At 64.4% G+C, this 19,241-nt stretch carries 20 protein-coding genes; 10 read left to right on the top strand and 10 right to left on the bottom strand.

The window, feature by feature from the left end; translation table 11 throughout:
* Positions 1-124: 124 nt before the first annotated feature.
* Entirely contained in the window at positions 125-580 is a 456-nt protein-coding gene (locus ACR9WD_RS13985; protein ID WP_121867382.1) for a VOC family protein, read from the bottom strand.
* Between the two features lie 104 nt (positions 581-684).
* On the opposite strand from ACR9WD_RS13985, the gene ACR9WD_RS13980 reads away from it, so the two are divergent.
* Both ACR9WD_RS13980 and ACR9WD_RS13975 read left to right on the top strand, forming a co-directional pair.
* Positions 685-1,473 (top strand): IclR family transcriptional regulator, encoded by a 789-nt coding sequence (locus ACR9WD_RS13980; protein WP_066141779.1) that lies wholly within the window; start codon positions 685-687, stop codon positions 1,471-1,473.
* A 108-nt stretch (positions 1,474-1,581) separates the two neighbouring features.
* Positions 1,582-2,682, top strand: a complete 1,101-nt coding sequence (locus ACR9WD_RS13975) for an alanine racemase (protein WP_066141776.1) — start codon at positions 1,582-1,584, stop codon at positions 2,680-2,682.
* Here ACR9WD_RS13975 and ACR9WD_RS13970 read toward each other — a convergent pair.
* Positions 2,679-4,433 (bottom strand): NERD domain-containing protein, encoded by a 1,755-nt coding sequence (locus tag ACR9WD_RS13970; protein WP_434922258.1) that lies wholly within the window; start codon positions 4,431-4,433, stop codon positions 2,679-2,681. The two genes, ACR9WD_RS13975 and ACR9WD_RS13970, sit on opposite strands and share 4 nt — an antisense overlap.
* Positions 4,434-4,505: 72 nt before the next feature.
* Between ACR9WD_RS13970 and ACR9WD_RS13965 the strand changes: the two genes are divergently transcribed.
* The 3 genes from ACR9WD_RS13965 (at position 4,506) to ACR9WD_RS13955 (ending at position 6,870) form a co-directional block, all read left to right on the top strand.
* Complete coding sequence (locus ACR9WD_RS13965; RefSeq protein ID WP_141357305.1) at positions 4,506-6,194, top strand: long-chain-fatty-acid--CoA ligase; 1,689 nt, start codon at positions 4,506-4,508, stop codon at positions 6,192-6,194.
* A gap of 105 nt (positions 6,195-6,299) precedes the next feature.
* Positions 6,300-6,581: a type II toxin-antitoxin system RelE/ParE family toxin gene (locus ACR9WD_RS13960; protein ID WP_038993261.1), complete on the top strand. Its 282-nt coding sequence runs from the start codon at positions 6,300-6,302 to the stop codon at positions 6,579-6,581.
* A complete protein-coding gene (locus tag ACR9WD_RS13955; RefSeq protein ID WP_038993262.1) occupies positions 6,556-6,870 on the top strand; it encodes a HigA family addiction module antitoxin in 315 nt (104 codons plus the stop codon). The genes ACR9WD_RS13960 and ACR9WD_RS13955 overlap by 26 nt, the downstream gene beginning before the upstream one ends.
* A gap of 535 nt (positions 6,871-7,405) precedes the next feature.
* Here the strand turns inward: ACR9WD_RS13955 and ACR9WD_RS13950 are convergent.
* Positions 7,406-7,675 carry a type II toxin-antitoxin system prevent-host-death family antitoxin gene (locus ACR9WD_RS13950; RefSeq protein ID WP_434922257.1) on the bottom strand — a complete coding sequence of 90 codons (270 nt, stop codon included), beginning with the start codon at positions 7,673-7,675 and terminating at the stop codon, positions 7,406-7,408.
* A 35-nt stretch (positions 7,676-7,710) separates the two neighbouring features.
* On the opposite strand from ACR9WD_RS13950, the gene ACR9WD_RS13945 reads away from it, so the two are divergent.
* Complete coding sequence (locus ACR9WD_RS13945) at positions 7,711-8,331, top strand: M23 family metallopeptidase (RefSeq protein ID WP_434922256.1); 621 nt, start codon at positions 7,711-7,713, stop codon at positions 8,329-8,331.
* Positions 8,332-8,536: 205 nt separating this feature from the next.
* Here ACR9WD_RS13945 and ACR9WD_RS13940 read toward each other — a convergent pair whose 3' ends face one another.
* The 5 genes from ACR9WD_RS13940 to ACR9WD_RS13920 all read right to left on the bottom strand — a co-directional run bounded on the left by ACR9WD_RS13940 (position 8,537) and on the right by ACR9WD_RS13920 (position 14,266).
* Positions 8,537-10,132 (bottom strand): dipeptide ABC transporter ATP-binding protein, encoded by a 1,596-nt coding sequence (locus tag ACR9WD_RS13940; RefSeq protein WP_434922255.1) that lies wholly within the window; start codon positions 10,130-10,132, stop codon positions 8,537-8,539.
* On the bottom strand, positions 10,129-10,926 hold the full coding sequence (locus ACR9WD_RS13935; RefSeq protein WP_434922254.1) for an ABC transporter permease: 798 nt from the start codon (positions 10,924-10,926) through the stop codon (positions 10,129-10,131). Before ACR9WD_RS13935 ends, ACR9WD_RS13940 begins: the two co-directional genes overlap by 4 nt.
* Positions 10,923-11,855: an ABC transporter permease gene (locus ACR9WD_RS13930; RefSeq protein ID WP_434922253.1), complete on the bottom strand. Its 933-nt coding sequence runs from the start codon at positions 11,853-11,855 to the stop codon at positions 10,923-10,925. Before ACR9WD_RS13930 ends, ACR9WD_RS13935 begins: the two co-directional genes overlap by 4 nt.
* Positions 11,856-11,861: 6 nt before the next feature.
* Entirely contained in the window at positions 11,862-13,526 is a 1,665-nt protein-coding gene (locus ACR9WD_RS13925; RefSeq protein ID WP_434922252.1) for an ABC transporter substrate-binding protein, read from the bottom strand.
* 131 nt (positions 13,527-13,657) lie between these two features.
* Entirely contained in the window at positions 13,658-14,266 is a 609-nt protein-coding gene (locus tag ACR9WD_RS13920) for an NAD(P)-dependent oxidoreductase (RefSeq protein ID WP_434922251.1), read from the bottom strand.
* An 84-nt stretch (positions 14,267-14,350) separates the two neighbouring features.
* On the opposite strand from ACR9WD_RS13920, the gene ACR9WD_RS13915 reads away from it, so the two are divergent.
* On the top strand, positions 14,351-14,719 hold the full coding sequence (locus ACR9WD_RS13915) for a winged helix-turn-helix transcriptional regulator (protein WP_038993270.1): 369 nt from the start codon (positions 14,351-14,353) through the stop codon (positions 14,717-14,719).
* Here the strand turns inward: ACR9WD_RS13915 and ACR9WD_RS13910 are convergent.
* On the bottom strand, positions 14,716-15,225 hold the full coding sequence (locus ACR9WD_RS13910; protein ID WP_434922250.1) for a GNAT family N-acetyltransferase: 510 nt from the start codon (positions 15,223-15,225) through the stop codon (positions 14,716-14,718). The genes ACR9WD_RS13915 and ACR9WD_RS13910 overlap by 4 nt on opposite strands.
* 118 nt (positions 15,226-15,343) lie before the next feature.
* On the opposite strand from ACR9WD_RS13910, the gene ACR9WD_RS13905 reads away from it, so the two are divergent.
* The gene (locus ACR9WD_RS13905) at positions 15,344-16,480 is read left to right on the top strand and encodes an acyl-CoA dehydrogenase family protein (protein ID WP_073707773.1); all 1,137 of its coding nucleotides are present in this window, start codon (positions 15,344-15,346) and stop codon (positions 16,478-16,480) included.
* A 13-nt stretch (positions 16,481-16,493) separates the two neighbouring features.
* On the opposite strand, the gene ACR9WD_RS13900 is transcribed toward ACR9WD_RS13905, so the two are convergent.
* Positions 16,494-17,198 (bottom strand): NUDIX hydrolase, encoded by a 705-nt coding sequence (locus ACR9WD_RS13900; RefSeq protein WP_052254047.1) that lies wholly within the window; start codon positions 17,196-17,198, stop codon positions 16,494-16,496.
* Between the two features lie 248 nt (positions 17,199-17,446).
* Between ACR9WD_RS13900 and ACR9WD_RS13895 the strand changes: the two genes are divergently transcribed.
* Both ACR9WD_RS13895 and ACR9WD_RS13890 read left to right on the top strand, forming a co-directional pair.
* Positions 17,447-18,217 (top strand): 3-hydroxybutyrate dehydrogenase, encoded by a 771-nt coding sequence (locus ACR9WD_RS13895; RefSeq protein WP_038993273.1) that lies wholly within the window; start codon positions 17,447-17,449, stop codon positions 18,215-18,217.
* Positions 18,218-18,281: 64 nt separating this feature from the next.
* Positions 18,282-19,214, top strand: coding sequence for a LysR family transcriptional regulator (locus tag ACR9WD_RS13890; protein WP_434922249.1), 933 nt, complete (start codon positions 18,282-18,284; stop codon positions 19,212-19,214).
* Positions 19,215-19,241: the final 27 nt, after the last annotated feature.

Raw genomic sequence — 19,241 nt, 5'->3', positions numbered from 1 at the left:
CTTAGTCCCTAACGTACGTAGTCGCAGGTGAGCATGCAACAGGCCCGGAGATTTGCCGGTGAATTGGTCGGATGGTGAGGAGAAGTGGACACCCTGTCCATATCATGGACGCGTATGACGGGAGCTAGACGATGTCGAACTCGTTGCCTTCGATATCGAGCATGCAAATGGCGAAATGGCCCATCTCGGGCATGTCGTGAACGGTCTGGACCGTTGCCCCCAAACCGACTAGGCGCTCTGCCTCGTCGGTGATGATCTGCCGGCGCTGCTCGAAGCGGACACCGCGGCCGCCGCTGACCAGCAAATCCAGATGCAGGCGGTTCTTGACGTGCTTGGCTTCCGGCACCTGCTGGAACCAAATCCGGGGACCACCACCGTGCGGATCGACCAGAGACTCCGGAGCGTCGCCGGCGCCGGGCGGCAATTCATCCTCGGGCACACCCATCGACCGCCAGTAGGCGCGCCAGGTCGGATGCCCATCAGGAGCGGGCTCGGGAACGTAGCGCAGCGCCTCGGTCCAGAACCGGACCATCGCTTGCGGCTCAGCGCAGTCGATGACGATCTGCCATGTCTTTTCCATGTGCCAAATTATCCGCCGATCGGCCCCACTGCAACAGGGGTGCGGCGACAAAGTATGAAGCCGAAATTTACCAGGCCCGAACCCCCATCGTCCATAATGTGGTCATGAGCAATTCCCCGGCTGGAACCCAGGTCGTCGGACGGCTGGCCGCCGTGCTGCGCGCCGTGAGCACCTCCATGCCCGAGGGCATCACCACGACGCAGGCCGCCCGGAGCACCGCGTTGGCCCGTCCCACCGTGCACCGGCTGCTCAGTGCGCTGGCCACCGAAGGATTCTGCGACCACGATAACCGCACCGGCCGCTGGCTGCTGGGCCCCGAGCTCTACCTCATGGGCGCGGTGGCAGCCGAACGCTACGACATCAGCGAACTAGCCCGCGAACACGTGGCAGCGCTCGCTGAGGCCACCGGAGAAAGCGCGTTCCTCTCGGCCCGCCGCGGGGACGAAACCGTGTGCCTGCTGCGCCAGGACGGGGCCTTCCCGATCCGCTCCTTCGTCCTGTATGAAGGCCGGCGCTTCCCGCTCGGTGTCGCCTCGGCCGGCATCGCCATTCTTGCGTTCCTGCCCGAGCAGGGGATCGAACGCTACCTGCGCAACGCCGACCTGGAGCCGGAATACGGGCCGGCACATTCGCGCGACGAGCTGCGCAAGAAGGTCGCCGAAACCCGCCAGCTGGGCTATTCGGTCAACCCCGGACTGATCGTCGAGGGGAGCTGGGGCATGGGCGCTGCAGTTTTCGACAACTCCGGGCAGCCCGCCTGGGCGCTGAGCCTGACCGGAATCCACACCCGCTTTGAAGAAGGCCGCCGTCAGGAACTGGGCAACCTCTTGCTGCACCACGCCCATGAGCTGTCCACCAAGCTGTCCAGCCGGCCAGGCACGCTGCCGCGCTAGTTCTTCCTTCCCCTATACAAAGCTTCCTGCGGTAGTCTTTCAGATCGGCGGGAATGCAATTCCACAGGTTCCCAGCGACGCAGTACACGTGCAAGAAGGACAGAAAATTTGGGCATTATCCCGGCCGGCATCAACACCCCGCAGATCATCGTTGACGTAGCGAAGCTCCAGCAGAACATCGACCGGGTGGCCCATCGGGTGGCAAGCCAAGGGCTGAAACTGCGCCCGCATGCCAAGACCCATAAGATGCATGAGATCGCCGAACGCCAGATGAATGCCGGTGCCGCCGGACTCACCGTGGCCACCGTGGGCGAAGCCCTCGCCTTCGCGTTGCACGGGGTCGCCAAGATCTTCATCGCCTACCCGCTGTGGGTCAATGAATCCCAGGCAGAGCGGATCATGGAGCTGATGCGGCGGGCCAAACTGAGCATCGGCACTGACTCGGTCGAAGCCGTCCAGCAGATGGCCAAGATGCTGGGGGAGAAGGCCTCCAAGGTCAAGCTCATCATCGAGATCGACAGCGGCCATCACCGAAGCGGCACCAGCCCGCAAGGCGCAGTCGAGATTGCCGAGGCCGCCCGTGCTTTGGGAATGCGCGTGCACGGGATCTTCACCTTCCCCGGCCACAGCTACTCGCCGGATGGCATTGACGCGGCCTTGAACGATGAGCACAAGGCCTTGGCCGAGGCGGCTTTCCTGCTGCGCGAGGCAGGGCATAAGATCAAGCGGATCAGTGGCGGCTCCACCCCGACGGCGGAACTCAGCGACAACTCGGTGCTGACCGAGGTGCGTCCCGGGGTCTATGTCTTTGGCGATGCGCAGCAGTTCGAGCTGGGGCGCGTGCGCTGGGAGGACATTTCGCTTTCTGTCGCATCTACCGTGATCAGCCGGCATGAAGGCGATGCGCAGATTCCCCGGCGCATTGTGCTGGACGCCGGCAGCAAGATGCTCGGCGCAGACCGCCCGGCTTGGGCTACCGGCTACGGGCGCATCGCCGAATGCCCGGAAGCCCGGATCAGTGCGCTGTCCGAGCACCATGCCACCGTGCTGTGGCCCGAAGACCAGCCGCTGCCGGCCCATGGCCAGCAGCTGCAGGTCATCCCCAACCACGTTTGCGTCGCAGTGAACCTGGTTGATACCGTGCTGGCCGTGCATGAGGACGGCACGAGCGAGGAATGGGATGTAGCGGCCCGCGGGCTGAATTTCTAGCTGCTCACAGTGTCGGCCGACGGCCACCAATCCAGCGCCGCGTCCAGGGAAATTTGCCGATTCGCGCCACTGGCCTCATCGATGAGTTCCTTCTCGCCGACAACCACCAGCAGGCTGCGTGCCCGGGAAAAGCCGACGTAGAGCTGCTCGGTAGCGCGCTGCATGTCCTTGAAGCCGTTGACGCAGAGGATCACCACGCTGCGCTCCAGCCCCTTGAAGCCGAGCACATGGCCATAGAATTCCTCCTCATCCCGGTGGAAGGCAGGCCAGTATTCGCTGTCGATCGTTCCGTTCTCGAAGTGGTCCTGGTGAATGGGGTGGCGCCGGTTCGTGGTCAGCAACGCGATCTGGTTGTTCGCCCACCCCTCGTCGAGCAAGGCGTCAACGCAATCGGAAGCGACATCCACGGCGTCTTCCGTTGCGCAATTGACGTAGCGGACAGCGTAGCCCTCGCCGCCGCGAAGCTTTGAGTGGTTGCCGATGATCTGCTTGAACGTATCGGCGATCCGGCGTGTATTGCGCAGATTGTCGTCGACGTGGATCGGAACCAGCGGCATGCCATCTCCGGAGAACTGCCCATCCCAGCGCTGGTACACATCCTGGCGGTCATCCATGAAGGCGTAGACGTCGCCGTTGGCCGGATCCTTGGTGCAGGCCAGAAGCGCTTCCCACCAGCTGCCGGCGAAGTCCTGGGCTTCGTCAACAATCACCGCATCAAGCTTCTCTTCTTCGGGCAGGGTCCGGCTCAATGCGAGCAGATGCTGCGGCAATTCCACCTCGAAGTATTCTTGGCCGGTCCCATCGGGAACACCGAGCTTCCGGGCGTACTCGTGGAATTCGCCAACGTGCACCGGCTTGTTCTGCCGCCAGGTTCCCACCTCGGACTGCAGGTAGAGCCCCAGGCCCTTGTTGTAGCAGAACAGGCCGACCCGCTTGTCCTCCTTGGCAAGTTCCTTGGCCTTCTTCAACGCCATCCAGGTCTTGCCGCTTCCGGCGCCGCCAAGGAACTGCACACGATTCAAGGAGCGGGTGCAGGAGAGCAGGATGGACTGGCGGGTGGTGAGCGTTTCCTGGATGTCCTCGTTGGACATCGCCTGGGCGTAATCGACCTCGGCCGGTGTCGCCCCCAGCGGACCGGTGTCCCCATTCAAATGCCTGACCATGCGCTCGGCGAACTCCGGAGCGAGCGTGGAGGAACCGGTACCGCGCTCTTCGATGGCTTGGTGCAGGTGCTCGACGAGGTGCTCGACCTGGCCCCGGTCAATCACCAGATCACGTGGAAGGCCCACCGATGAATAGCCGGCCGGCCAATCGGTGTAGGGGAAGCAGACGAGATCAGCGATGCGGCTGGTGAAGCGGCTGCCCATATGCTTGCCCAGCAGTTCGCGCAGCGCATGGGATGCGCTTTGCACCTGGGCCATGGGGCTTTCCTTCAATGGATGCTTGTCCTTGGCCCCGGACTGGTACCAGGTGCCGTTCTCCACGCTGATCAGCCCGCCCTTGACCTCGATGACTGCAACGCCGACTCCGGGCAAGAGCACCAGCAGATCAATTTCGTGTTCTGCCCGCTGATGGCGCAGCTGCACTGAATGGAACAGCAATGCGTCATCCGGCAAGTCGCGGCGCAGAATCTCCCACACCTTCTGCTCGGCGGCAGTTTTGCTGGTGAATTCCGGTTCTTGCGGATAGCAGCGCACCATCATGGCCTCCTCATCTCCTACCGGCAGTCTATCCAGTGACGCAGGCAACATGGGCGCAGCGTTTCTCCGCGTGCCGCCGGTGCGAAATCGCGCCAAGGGAAGCAACAAGGCATGATTGGAGATATGGAAAATAGTGCTGCGCCCGCATGGGTGGCGAATTACCAGCCCGGAGTCCCTGCCGAAATCGAGTTGCCCACCGAACCGCTCAGCCGCATGTTCGAGCGCTCGGTTCGCGAAGCCGGCCAAAGCCCGGCCACCGAGTTCTTCGGCCGCCGCACCAGCTACGCCGATCTGGGGGACCAGGTCGCCAAGGCCGCCGAAGGCCTGCGCAAGCTCGGCGTGCGTGCCGGGGACCGCGTGGCACTGGTCCTGCCCAACTGCCCGCAGCACGTGGTGGCTTTCTACGCGATCCTGCGCCTTGGCGCCGTCGTGGTGGAGCACAACCCGCTGTACACCTCGCGCGAACTGCGCCACCAGTTCGAAGACCACCAGGCGCGCATTGTGATTGCCTGGGACAAGGTCGTGGCCAACCTCCAGGAATTCCCCAAGGACGTGCAGCTCGATTCGATCGTCTCGGTTAACCTGCTCGAAGCCTTCCCTGCCATCAAGCGCCTGGCGCTGAACCTTCCGGTGAAGAAGCTGCGCGAAACCAAGGCCTCGCTCACCGCCCGCACCTCGGGCACCGTGGCTTGGAAGGAGCTGCTCTCCGGGTCGGCACTGGATGAAAGCCACCCGCATCCGGAAGTCAACGACCTGGCGGTCATCCAGTACACCTCGGGCACCACCGGGCACCCCAAGGGCGCCATGCTCACCCACTTCAATCTGTACTCCAACGCCCTGCAGGGCGAGGCCTGGATGCTCGGTGCCAAGGAGCGCGAGGAAATCCTCTATGCGATCCTGCCGATGTTCCATGCCTTCGGCATGACCCTGTACCTGACCTTCGGCGTGAAGAAGCAGGGCCTGCTGGTGCTCTTCCCGAAATTCGACCCGGAGATGATCCTGGACGCGTGGAAGAAATCCCCGGCCACCGTGTACTGCGCGGTGCCGCCCATCTACGAACGCACCGCACTGGCCGCCAAGGAACGCGGGATGTCGCTGAAGAGTGCCAAGTACTGCATCTCCGGGGCAATGAATCTGCCGGACCACGTGGTGGAGCTATGGGAATCGATGTCCGGCGGCCTGCTGGTGGAAGGCTACGGGATGACCGAGTCCTCCCCGGTGGCACTGGGCAACCCGTTCCACCCGAGCCGCCGCACCGGCACCATCGGCGTGCCCTTCCCCTCGACGCTGATGAAGGTCGTCGATGTGGAGGATCCCTCCCGCGAAGTGGCCCAGGGCGAGCCGGGCGAATTGCTGGTCAAGGGCCCGCAGGTGTTCCAGGGCTACTGGAACAACCCGGAGGAGACTGCCAAGGCCATGACCGGGGACGGCTGGTTGCGTTCGGGCGATGTGGTCACCGTGGACGAGGACGGCTTCGCCCAGGTGGTGGACCGCGCCAAGGAACTGATCATCACCGGCGGCTTCAATGTTTCACCGACCGAGGTGGAGATCGCGCTGCGCCAGCATGCCGATGTTGCCGATGCCGCAGTCTTCGGCAAGCCATTGGCCCGTGGCGGCGAAATGGTGGTTGCCGCGGTGCAGCTCGAAGAAGGCGCCGGGCTGAACGAGGACGCGTTGCGCGCCCACTGCCGCGAGCTGCTGGCCGCCTACAAGGTGCCCAAGCGCATCGTGCAGATCGACGAGATGCCGCGTTCGCTGCTGGGCAAGATCCTGCGCAAGCAGGTCAAGGACCAGATGTCGGACCTGGTCTAGGGACTCAGAGCCTACGGGTAGTCGTGAGTGGCGGGAGCGCGGTTGAGTTCTGGTTTAACGTATAGCGTTATTGACGCATCGCGTTAAGCGTGGCATGCTGTAGGTGTGATCAGATCCTTCGCCGACAAGGCGACTGAGCGACTTTGGCATCGCGATAAGGTGCCGTCGGTCGATCCCCGTGTCCAGAAGGCAGCCATTCGAAAGCTGACGCAGATCCATGCCGCTCGATTCCTCGACTCGCTGCGCGTGCCACCTGGCAACCGGTTGGAGTCGCTGAAAGGCGACCGTGTGGGGCAGCACAGCATCCGGGTCAACGATCAGTGGCGAATCTGTTTCAGCTGGACAGAAGGAGGTGCCGAGAATGTCGAACTCGTCGACTACCACTGAGAAGTGGGATCCCGTTCATCCAGGTGAGGTTCTCATGGAGGACTTCATCGAAGGGTTCGGGATCACCCAGAACAAGCTGGCTGTATCTATCGGCGTGCCGCCACGCCGCATCAATGAGATCGTGCACGGCAAGCGTGCGATCACTGCTGACACGGCGTTGCGCCTTGGGCGCTACTTCGGGATCGACCCACAGTTCTGGCTCAACCTGCAGGCGCACTATGAGCTGGAGCTAGCCCGGGACCGGGTGTCTGAGCAGATCGAGGCGATCACACCTCTAGCCGTCGCCTGACCAGTACAGGATTCGTTGTTCGGCGCGACCGGCAGGCGCCTGAGGACGTTGCGAAGTTGCTCGCCACGGTCCCCGAGTGATTCGCGCGGCCGGATTCCAACGAGGATTGCATCGAGGCAGCTCACTCCAAGGAGACGTGGGCTATACGAAGCAGTGAGGGGACGGTCGTCGGCGTCACGCTGATCGATCGCCACTTTCCGCGTGTCGCTGAAGTGCATCTCACTGTCGTCATCGGGGCTGCTGAAGGCGGGTTTTGCCGAGGGCCGAGTGCTTGCCCCTCGCGAATTGAAGTCGTTGGTGCCCACCGTGAAGTGAACTGTCCAAGTCCCGTACTATAAGGTCCCAATCGGTGCCTTTGGCCTCCACGCTGGGGCTCGAGTGCGTGAGATCTACATTGGGATCGAAGAGGAACCATCGCCGCTCATCGATTGACCTTTCGACGGTGCCCGCGCCTGAGGATCAACACAACCAGTTCATCGTCCACGACGTCATGAACGACTCGGTAGTCACCGGTTCCGATGCGATACGCCACGAATCAGTGGCCGACCTCGGCGGCCAGATCCTCGTGGGAGATGGGTTCGGTCTCTTGGCGCGCGGCCGCCGCGACACGAATGTCGGCTTGATCTTCCAACGCCTGGAGCGCGCGATCGCAGAACTCCGGAGATACGACGACTGCGCGTCGACCAGCCCCGCGGGAGGTGATCACGACAGGCTCACGCTGTGCTGTGGCGATGAGATCGGCCTGGCGGTTGCGGACGTCGGCGAGGGCTACGGAAATCATGAACCCATGGTAGATCTTGTACAAGAAGGCAACATGGGTTTTGGCTTACAGGGGTTGTTATGAGCGGCGGCAATGCGGTGCACCTGCACTATCCCTTCACCGGGCTCTGGCTGGTCCAGAACAGCCCGGCGGACCGGGTGCCCAGCCACGGAACAACCCTGTTCGCCTCATCCTACGCCATCGACTTCGTCCAGGTCGATGAGCAGGGAGGGTCCGCGCCAGTGACCGCCAGGACCTGGTTAGGCACAGAGGAGCCAACGAGCTTTTTCGGTTTCGGGGTGCCCATTCTGGCGCCGTGCGCCGGGACCGTGATCGCGGCGGATGCCTCGATGCCCGACCATCGCGCCCGACGCGGGCTGGCATCAGTTGGCTATGCGCTGACACAACGCCAGCGGCTTGCCCACGGGTGGCAGGCGCTCGCCGGGAACCACGTGATGATCCAAACCGGTGCAGCGGTCGTTGCGCTATGCCACCTGGAACAGGGAAGCCTCGAAGTTGGCGTCGGAGACCACGTCGCGCTCGGGGATCTCATTGCCGCATGCGGCAACTCCGGCAACAGCACCGAACCGCATGTTCATGTGCAGGCTATCGACAGGCTGCCTGTGCACGCAGCCGAGGCGGTGCCGATGCTTTTCGACGGCCAGCTGCCGCGCAACGGCAAGATTCTGGAAATTCCTTGACGGCCCAAGGGCCGTCAAGCCAAGTATGGATGCCAGCATACTTAGCACGGGAGTCTAATGTGTGAAACACATTATCCAGTTCCAGAGATGTTTCGATTCGCAGCAGAACAAGCACACAACACATACTCGCACTGATGGTGTTGGTGTGTGACTAGCTCCAGTAACACGAATGACCCAAGCGATACTGGGACGCGGTTAGAGGCGCTCAGCGCAACCGCGGCATCGCCGAGAGCAGCAGCTTCGTGTACTCCTGCTGCGGAGCTGCGAAGACCTGGGCTGTCGCACCCTGCTCGATGATCTTGCCCTGATGCATTACCGCGACGTTATCGCTCATATGCTCGATGACCGATAAATCGTGGCTGATGAACAGGTAGCTGGTCCCGGTCTCGACCTGGATCCTATCCAGCAGATCCAGCACGGTGGCCTGGATGGAAGCATCCAAGGCGGAGACCGGCTCGTCGAGGACCAGCACCGATGGCTTCGGTGCCAGCGCACGGGCAATGGACAGGCGCTGGCGCTGCCCGCCGGAGAGCTCGCGCGGATTGCGGTCCAGCAAACCAGGGGATAATTCAACCTGTTCCAGTAGTTCGGCGACCGGGACCCGGTATTCGGCAGCGCGCTTGGACTTGCCCCGGCTCAGCGCATCGGCCAGCAGCTGGCCCACGGAATAGCGCGGGTCGAAGGATCCCAGCGGGTTCTGGTAGATCGCGCCCATCTGCTCGCGCAGCTTCCGGCGCTGCGGCTCATGGACCGGGGCGAAGCGTTCGCCGAGCAGCTCGACGGTGCCGGCATCCGGTGGCTGCAAGCCCAGGACCATGCGGGCAGTGGTGGTCTTGCCCGATCCGGATTCGCCAACGATGCCCAGGGTCTTGCCGCGGGGCACCTCGAAGCTGGCCGACTCGACAGCCGCATGCTTGCCGAAGCTCTTCGACAGCCCGTTGGCCGACAGCGCGCTGGAAGCCGACGCGGGATCTTTCTGCATCGGTGCGGCCAAAGGCCTGCTGGCTGCCGACAAGGGGGCGAAGCGCGGCACGCCCGAGGGCACGGCGCGCAGCAGCTGCCGGGTGTACTCGTGCTGCGGGTTGCCCAGGATCTGCGCGGCGACTCCGGCCTCGACAATCTCGCCTTGGCGCATCACCGCGATGTCATCGGCCAGGTGGGCGACCTGGGCCAGGTCGTGGCTGATCATCAGCACGCCGCGGCCCTGCTCCTTCAGCTCGCGCAGCTGCGCGAGAACCAAGGCGGTCAGCGCCGAGTCCAGCGCGGTGGTGGCCTCATCGGCGATGACCACCTGCGGGTTGCCGGCCAGGGCCTGGGCAATCAGCGCGCGCTGGCGCATGCCGCCGGAAAGCTCGGTGGAACGCTGCCTGGCGCGGCGTTCAGGTTCGGGCATGCGCACGGACTCAAGCACCTGGATGACCCGCTGCTGCCGCTCGGCCCGGGGCAGCTTGCCGTGGGCCTTGAGCGCGTCGCCGATTTCCCGTCCCACTGGACGCAGCGGATCCAGCGCCATCAGCGCATCCTGCAGGATCATCGAGACGGAATTGCCGCGGATCTGCTGCCAGCTGCGCTCGGACAGCGACAGGGCATCCTGCCCGCAGACTTCCAGCGCGTCCGCGGTCGCGGTGCCGCCGGAGAGTCCCAGCAGGCTGCGTGCGGTCACGGATTTGCCGGAGCCGGATTCGCCCACCAGGGCCAGGCAGCGTCCGGCTCGGACGGTGAAGGAAACGTTCTTCACCGCCACGGTGGAACCGAAGCTGACCGACAGGTTCCTGGTGGTGATCAATGCTTGCCCGTTCATGCGGTCCTGGCCTTTCCGCCCAGCGCGCGGCCGATCAGGGTGGCGCCGGCGGCCACGAAAACAATTGCCAGACCGGGGAACAGGCTCATCCACCAGGCCAGGTGCAGGTAGGTGCGCCCGGCCGAGAGCATGGCGCCCCATTCAGGGGCTGGAGGCGGGGTGCCCAAGCCCAGGAACGACAGCGCCGCGGCCCAGATGACCGCCTGGCCAATCCCGAGGGTCACCAGTGCCAGCAGGGGCTTCAGGGCGTTGGGGACCAGGTGGTTGCGCACGCGCAGCCAGGTGCCGCGGCCCAGCACGGTGGCCGCTTCCAGCATTTCGGAGCTCTTCAGCGTGCGGATCTGGCTGCGCACCAGCCGGGCATAGCCCGGTGCGGTGGACAGGCCCACCGCGACGATGGCCGGTCCGACGCCGGGACCGGTGAAGGCGATGATCAGCAGTGCCATCAGCAGGGAAGGAATCGCATACAGCGCTTCGAGCACGCGCAGGATGATCTCATCGAGCCAGCGCGGGGACAGCGCCGCGACGGTGCCCAAGACTATGGCCAGACCCATGCCCAGCGCGGTGGCGGCCAAGCCGATGGCCAGCGAGTCGCGGGCGCCGTGGATGACGCGGGTATAGATGTCGCGGCCGGATTCGTCGGTGCCGAAGAAGTGCGTGGTGCCGGGTTTCTGGAATGCCTCGGCCGGGTTGACGGCCAACGGGTCGCCCGGGGCCAGCACCGAAGGGGCAAGAGCGATCAGCGCCCACAGGGCGATGAAGGCGATGCTGAGGATCTTCGCGGTGCGGCTCATGAGCTCGCTCCTGCCGGGTCGATGGCCCGTTCAAGGCCTTCGGTGATGGCCATGACCACGATGTACACCAGTGCGGAGAACAAGGCGATGCCGGTGACCATGGGAATGTCGCGCGCCAGCACCGCAGAGAGCAGCGAGCGGCCCAGGCCCGGGCGGGCGAAGACCGCTTCGACCACCACTGCCCCGGAGAGCAGCGAGGAGAATGCCCAGCCGGTCAGGCCCAGTGCTGGCAAGGCGGCATGGCGCAGGCCATGGCGCCAGAAGACTGCCAGCCGGCTCTCGCCGCGGGCCCGGGCGGCCAGCGCGAACTGGCTTGACATGGCGTCGGAAAGCGAATCGCGCATCAGCTGGGTGAGGAATCCGGCCAGCGGCAAGGCCAGGGTCAGCACCGGAAGGACCAGGCCCTGGGTCGTGCCGTTGTCCACCGCCGGCAGCCAGCCGAGCATCGAGGAGAAGAGCATGATCAGCACCGCGCCAAGCCAGAAGTGCGGCACCGCGGCGGCAATGATTTCCACGATATTCCCCACCCAGGCGCCCACCCGGTTGGCGCGCATGGCCAGGGCGGCGAAGCACAGGGACAGCACCCACGCGGCGGCCAGGGCGAGCAGCGCCAGCCAGAGGGTGTTGGGCAGGACCTCGCCCATGATGCCGATCACCGGCTGCTTGAGCGAATAGGAGGTTCCGAAATCGCAGGTGGCCAGCTTGCCCAGGTACATCAGGTACTGGGCGATGAGCGGCCGGTCCAGTCCATACTCGGCGCGGGCAGCGGCCAGCGCTTCGGCCGAGGCCTGGGAGCCGGGGCCGCCCATGATTGCTTCGGCCGGGTCGCCGGGGATCAGCCGGATGGCGATGAAGATGGCGGTGGCGACCAGCCACAGCACCACCAGCGCGCCGCCGATCTTGCGCCCGGCCCAAGCAATCGTGCCCACCGGTTGCTACTCGGTGACAAAGGTGTCGTAGTAGATCGGCGAGGACACGGCGGTGGTGGCGCCGACTCCGTGCACGTTCTTGCCGTAGAGGAAGTGGTTCTGCTGGTCGTAGAGCGGCAGCACGTAGTAACCCTCGAGCACCAGCTTCTGCGCCTGCTCGTACAGCGAAGCGCGTAGCGCCTCGTCATTGGTCTGCTCGGCCTCGGCCAGGATCCCATCCAGCTTCTCGTTCTTCACCTGCGCGTTGTTGGCAAAGTAGCCCGATGGCGCAGGCACGGTCGAATTGGAGTGGTAGAGGATGCGCAGCACCGACGGGCCGACCTTGGTGTACGGAGCGGAGACCAAGTCGTATTCGTGCTTGGCCAGGGCGCCGTACCAGCTGGAGAGGTCCAGCAGCTGGATCTTCACCTCGAAGCCCACGGCCTTGGCCTGGGCCTGGAACTGCTCGAACAGCGACTGCTCGGCGGGAACCGACTGGTTGGTGGAGACCGGGAAGTCCAGGGACAGGCGCTTGCCGTCCTTCACGCGGTAGCCTTCGGCGTCGCGCTCGGTCCAGCCAGCTTCGTCGAGCAGCTCATTGGCCTTGGCCGCATCGGTGCCGAACAGCGACTCGTCGGAGTAGCCCAGCGGCTCCACGGAAGAAAGCAGCGAGTAGCTGCGCTGCGCGGTGCCGAAGTAGAGGGCGCTGATGCCGGAGTTGGCATCCACGGCGCGGATGAACGCTTCGCGCACGCGCTGGTCATCGAATGGCGCCTTGGAGCTGTTCAGCTCGATGCGGTTGGAAGCGCCCGGGCGCGGTGCATCCAGGTGGCCCAGCGAGTTGTCCTTCGTCGCGGTGGCAATGGTGTCCGGCTGCGCGTTGTCGATCACGTCGACCTCGCCGGACTGCAATGCGGCGTAGCGGGTGGCGGCCTCCGGGATGAAGCGCCAGGTGATGCCATCCAGATAGGCCTTGTCATCGGCACGCGCCGTGTCGCCCACCGGCAGCACGTAGTCGTCGTTGCGGACCAGGTTCACTGCCTTCTGGTGCTCCCAGGATTCGACCTTGAACGGGCCGGTGCCTACCGGGGAGGCGCAGTTGGTGGCCTGGTCGCGTTCCAGCGCCTTGGGGGATTCGATGGCGGTCCACGGCATGGACAGCGATTCGAGCAGCGCGTTATCCGGGGAGGAGAGCGTCAGCTTGGCGGTGAGCTCATCAACAATTTCGATGTCCACTACCTTGCCCACAGCCAGGTAGCCGGTGGAGGAGGCGGTATTCGGATCCTTCAGGTGCTGGATATTGGCCTTGATGGCCTCGGCGGTGAGCTTGGTGCCGTCGGTGAAGGTGATGCCGTCGCGCAGGGTGATGGTGCGGGTCAGGCCGTCCTCGGACACTTCGGTGCTTTCGGCAAGCCACGGGATGATCTTCCCGTCCGCATCCTTGGTGAACAGGGATTCGAGGTACTGGCTGGCCACCAGGGCCTGCGGGTAGTTGCCGCCCACATGCGGGTCCAGGCAGGACGGCTCGGCATCCCCCGACGCGTAGACCAGGGTGCCGCCGGCTACCGGCTTCACATTCTCTTCGGTGGAATCGGATCCGGCTCCAGCCGAGCAGCTGGCCAGCAGAGATCCAATGAGCGGGAGCGCGATAGCGCAGCCGAGGATCCGGGATGCGCGCGAGTTTCGTTGCATGGGGAAGTGCTTACCTCGATGAACTAGTGGTGATGACCAAACCAACTCTAGTCATCCGGAACGCATTCGTCAGATCGGAGCGTCCCGCTCCGATCTGGCGAATGGCGGGCAGCGGCAGTCTGCGAAGCGGACTACTTTTCGCTGGCTACGGTCATGCGGCGGTTCTCGTGGACCGGGGTTTCGATCTCATCGAGGATCGCTACGGCGAAGTCCTGGGAGGAAACGAAGTCGCCAGCCGGCGAATCGGTGCCCAGGGTGTAGCTGCCGGTGCGGCGCGCTGGCATGATGACCGGGGCCGGGGCCACGACGGTCCAGGTGATGCCGGACACCGAGGTGAACATGTCGTAGACCTCGGCGCTGGTGGTGGCCTCGGCCTTGTATTCCTCGGGGAATCCCGGGGTGTCGACCAGGCGCACGCCCTCGACTTTGGTGGCGCCGGCGCCGCCGACCACGACCAGGCGGGCCGGAACAAGGGTTTCGGTGATCTGTTCGAAGGCATCCAGGTATTCCTGGTGGTCGCCGCCGGTGCGCGATGGCGGCACGGCGATGACGATTACGTCGTTGCCCTTGCCCAGATCGCGGTAGGCCGCGCCGTCGCCCAGCTCGGCTGCCACTGCGGTGGTGCCCTCGACCTCCTTGCCCGAACGGGTGACCGAGGTGACCTCATGGCCGCGGGAAATGGCTTCGGCAACAACTTCCGAGCCGACCATGCCGGTCGCTCCGTATACTGCAATCTTCATGGTGTTCTCTTTCTTTGAGGGAATTGGCTTCGACACAATGGTATCCTTTAGATACCGACTACTACAACGAAACTAGGTTTCCTCATGGATAGCCATGAACCCTTCGACGTGTTCATGCAGGAATGCCCGTCACGTGAAATTATGCAGCGTCTAGGCGATAAATGGACACCGCTGGTGCTTCTGGCGCTGGCGGGCGGACCGCAACGTTTCTCTGCGTTACGCGAACGCATCGGAGCTGTCACGCCCAAGGTACTCACCAATACCCTGCGCAATCTGGAGCGCGACGGGCTGGTGCAGCGCACCGTGTTCGCCCAGGTGCCGGTGCGGGTGGACTATGAGCTGACCGATTTGGGCCAGGGGATCCTGGAACCCATGGAAATCCTGCGCCTGTGGTCAGAGGAGCATGTGCCTAAGGTGCTCGCCGCCCGCGAGCGGTTTGACGCGCGCGGCTAACGCCCAGGCGACGTGGCCGGTTCCAGGGGCAGGAACATGAAGTGCAGGCCCACCAGCCCCTTGGCTGGATGATTGAAGGCTCCCGGGATGGTGCCCAGGATCGTGAAGCCCAGCGATTGCCACAGGTGCACTGCCGCCTCATTGGTTTCGACAACTGCGTTGAATTGGATGCCGTGGTAGTTTTCCTGCCGGGCCCACTCGATCACGTAGCGGCCCAGCGCTCGCCCCACGCCGCGGCTGCGGGCTTCCGGGTCGACCAGGAATGAAGCGGTGGCGATATGGGATCCAGCTCCGGGCTTGTTCGGGCCCATCTTCGCTGAACCGATGATCCTGCCCTCATCCACGGCGACCGCCGTTTGGCCTGGCGGCTCTTCCATCCACCACGGACGGGCTTCCGCAAGGGACTGGCCCTGCGGGAAAGCGTACGTTTGCCCTTCATCCATGATCTTGCGGTAGAAGCCGTAGATCTCAGGCCAATCCTCGGCGGTGCTAGTGCGGATCTGCATGCGGGTGAGCCCAACTTTTCGAAATGGATGCTTCGGAATTCAACTGATACGCCCCAAGTGTATCTTGCGTCACATAGACTGAGGTCAAAGACGCAAGGTGCAGGCAAAGGAGCCGGTGTTGTTTGAAGTAAGCGATGACCAGAAGTCGTTGATCGAGATGGTTCATGATTTCGCCGAGACCAGGATTGCTCCCAACGCCCTGAAGTGGGACCAGGAACAGCACTTCCCGGTGGATGTGCTGGCCGAGGCCGGCCAGCTGGGCATGGGCGGCATCTATGTTTCGGAAGACCATGGCGGATCGGGCCTGACCCGCAGCGACGCTGTGCTGGTCTTCGAGGAACTGGCCAAGGCCGATCCGACATTGGCCGCCTATATTTCCATCCACAACATGGTGGTGTGGATGGTGGACACCTTCGGCAATGACGAGCAGCGTGCCGCCTGGCTGCCATCGATGACCACGATGGAAGACCTCGGCTCCTACTGCCTGACCGAGCCGGGCGTCGGCTCCGACGCGGCGGCCCTGTCGACCCGGGCCCGCCGGGACGGGGACGAATATGTGCTCAGCGGGGTCAAGCAGTTCATCTCCGGCGCTGGCAGCTCGGCGCTCTACATCGTCATGGCCCGCACCGCCGATACCGGTTCGCGCGGCATCAGCGCCTTCCTGGTCCCTGGAGATGCCGAGGGCCTGAGCTTCGGGCCGAACGAGAAGAAGATGGGCTGGAAGGCGCAGCCCACCCGCCAGGTGATCATGGAAGGCGTGCGCATCCCCGCCGGCAATCTGCTGGGCACCGAAGGGCAGGGATTCTCCATGGCCATGCAGGCGCTGAACGGCGGACGGCTGAACATCGGTGCCTGCTCGCTGGGCGGCGGGCAGAGCGCGCTGGAGAAGTCGGCGCTGTACCTCAAGGAACGCCAGGCCTTCGGCGGGCCGCTGACCAGGCAGGAGGCCCTGGTCTTCAAGCTGGCCGAGATGGACATGGAACTGGAAGCCGCCCGCTCGCTGCTACGCCGTGCCGCGGCCGCCCTGGACGCCAAGAGCCCGGACCGGGTGCGGTTGTGCGCGATGGCCAAGAAGATGGCCTCGGATGCCGGCTTCAATGCCGCCAACAACGCGATCCAGCTGCACGGCGGCTACGGCTACCTGGCTGACTACGGGATGGAGAAGATCGCCCGGGACCTGCGCGTGCACCAGATCCTGGAAGGCACCAACGAGATCATGTCGCTGATCGTCGGGCGCTCGCTGCTGGAATCCTGAGCCAGGGCGGCGGCTAGCCTCTGGGTTGCCGCTCCGAGTCCCGCACCGGGTGTGACGACTGCGAATCCTCGGGATTCGGGTGGACTGGGGAAATCACCGGCTTGCTGGACATGATCTGCTCGATGCTGCCCAGCTCCATCGCATCCAGCAAGGTGCGCTGGGTGGGACGCATCATTTTGACCTCGCCGCGCTCAAGCGCAGCGAACAGCGCTTCGGGGCTGGTCCACTTGGAAATCACCGCTTCGGTGGTCTGGTGGATCGGTTCCTGGCCTGCGCGCAATGCAGCGACGAAGAAATAGGTGTCGAACCGCCGCGGGAATCCGGCTGGGGTGACCCAGTTGGCCCATGGGTGCAGTTGGCCAGGATCCAGCAGCAGGCCGGTTTCCTCGAAGACTTCGCGCCGGGCTGCGAAGAGGACCTCGCCGGCCAGGTGCGGCGCGCGTTCCCGGCCTTCGGCAAGGACCGAGGTGTGCGCCCAACGCTGGACGTGATCGCTGAGCACTGCCGGATCCATTTCGGCCTCGTCTGCCGCCTGTCCGTCCTGGAGATCAACTCGTCCGCCGGGATAGACCACCATGCCTGCCGCGAAGTCCATCGTGTTCACGCGGTGCTGGACGAATACTTCGAATCCGGCGGCTGCCTCGCGCAGCAGCAGAACGCTGGCTGCCTTGCGGATGGGGACCTCAGCGGGGGTCGGAGGTATCGGGGAAGTCGTCATTGCTTACCGTGTCCTTGGCTCGTGGATTGCGAAATAGCCTTTGAATGCCAGCTTAGCTTCTGGCGCACAGCCAACGCAGATCCAACGGTAATCACTGTGCAAGCCTGCACATTTGCCTGCGGAATCTGCACAGCCAATGCCGTTGACCGGTGTCCTTGCCGGAGCTTACGTTGAAACGAAGGGCGGTGCACGCAATTGCGGCCAGCGCACCGGGACGATCCAGTGGAGCTAAGCAGAGGATGGGCCACATGGCTGAAGAGAACAGGCAGGGTCCTGAAGGGCTGGCCGGGCGCCGGGCCTTGGTTACCGGTGGCGCGTCGGGCATCGGCTTGGCCAGCGCGACGGCATTGGCCCGCGCCGGTGCGGATGTGACCATTGCCGATGTGGACGAGCAGGCGGCCGGGCAAGCGGCGAGGGCACTTGGCGGGAAGGCGTGGGCCGTGGATCTCTCGGATACCAAATCCTTGGAAGAGCTCAGCCTGGATATCGACATCCTGGTCAACAATGCCGGCGTGCAGAGGGTGGCCCCGATCCATGAATTTGATCCCGAAGCCTGGAGGCTGATCCACCGGCTCATGCTGGAATCTCCCTTCCTGCTGATCCGTGCGGCATTGCCGGGCATGCGCGAGCGCGGCTTCGGACGCATCATCAATATTTCATCCATCCACGGCCTGCGGGCCAGCGCTTTCAAGAGCGCCTACGTGGCGGCCAAGCACGGGCTGGAAGGGCTGTCGAAGGCCACGGCGCTGGAAGGAGCGGACTTCGGGATCACCAGCAACTCCATCAACCCCGGGTATGTGCGCACGCCGCTGGTCCAGAAGCAGATTGCCGATCAGGCCAAGGTCCACGGCATCGAAGAATCCGAGGTGGTGCAGAAAATCATGCTGACCGAGGCGGCGATCAAGCGGATGGTGGAACCCGAAGAGGTGGCGTCCCTGGTGGCTTGGCTGTGCGCTGATGCGGCGGGCATGGTCACCGGAGCGTCCTACGCCATGGACGGTGGATGGAGCGCGAGGTGACGGCGACGCCATCGGCAGGCGGCCAGTCCGTCCTATCGAGCTGCCGCAGGCATATGATCGTGATATGGAAAGCGATTCGCCCTCATCGACAAGCCTGTCCCATTGGCTGCAGATTTCCTCGCTGGAACTGCTGGTGGGCATTGCCGACCACGGCAGCCTGAGTGCCGGGGCCCGGGCGGCCGGCATGGCGCAGCCCAATGCCTCGCGCGCCTTGAAAACCCTGGAACGCCGCTTGGGATATTCGCTGGTCACCCGTAAGACCACCGGCTCCACGCTGACCGCCGAGGGCGTGCTCACCGTGCAATGGGCCCGGGAAGCGCTGGCCAGCTTGGAAGCCTTGGCCGCCGGCGCCAGGTCGCTGGCCGATGCAGGGGGATCCGAGCTGCAGTTCGGGGCGAGCATGACGGTGGCCGAATACTTGGCCCCGCAGTGGATCGGCCGGCTGCACCAGGTGCTGCCGCAGATCACGCCGCGCATGCTGATCATGAATTCGCAGGATGTCATCCGTGCTGTGCAGCAAGGCGAGGTAGGCCTCGGCTTCGTGGAAACCCCGCATATACCGCTGGGGCTCAAGAGCAAACCGGTGTTCCGCGACGAGATGCTGATTGTGGTCGCGCCCGGGCATGAATGGGCGCTGCGCGAGCAGCCGCTGACCTTGCACGAGCTGCAGAGCACGCCGCTGATCGAGCGCGAGGAAGGCTCGGGCACCCGCGCGTTCCTGGACTATATCGCCCATGCCCAGCGGCCCAAGCCGGTGGCCGAATTCAACAGCAATGCGACCATCTGCCAGTGCGCGGCCGGCGGCATGGGCCCGGCGGTGCTCAGCCAATTGGCCGTGGAAAGCCAGCTGGCGGCCGGAACCCTGGTGGAAATTGCCTTTGACGGCCCCGCCCTGCTGCGCGAGCTGCACGCCATCTGGCCGGCGGCGCAGGTGCTGGGCCGCACCGAGCAGACGCTGCTGCAGATCGCCGCGGATCACGAGTCCCACTCCGCCTGAAGCAGGAAACCGGGCAGCTGCAACTGC

The organism is Glutamicibacter sp. PAEs-4 (assembly GCF_051161755.1).
Lineage (GTDB): Bacteria > Actinomycetota > Actinomycetes > Actinomycetales > Micrococcaceae > Glutamicibacter > Glutamicibacter nicotianae.
This window is presented reverse-complemented; position numbering and strand designations above follow the sequence as displayed.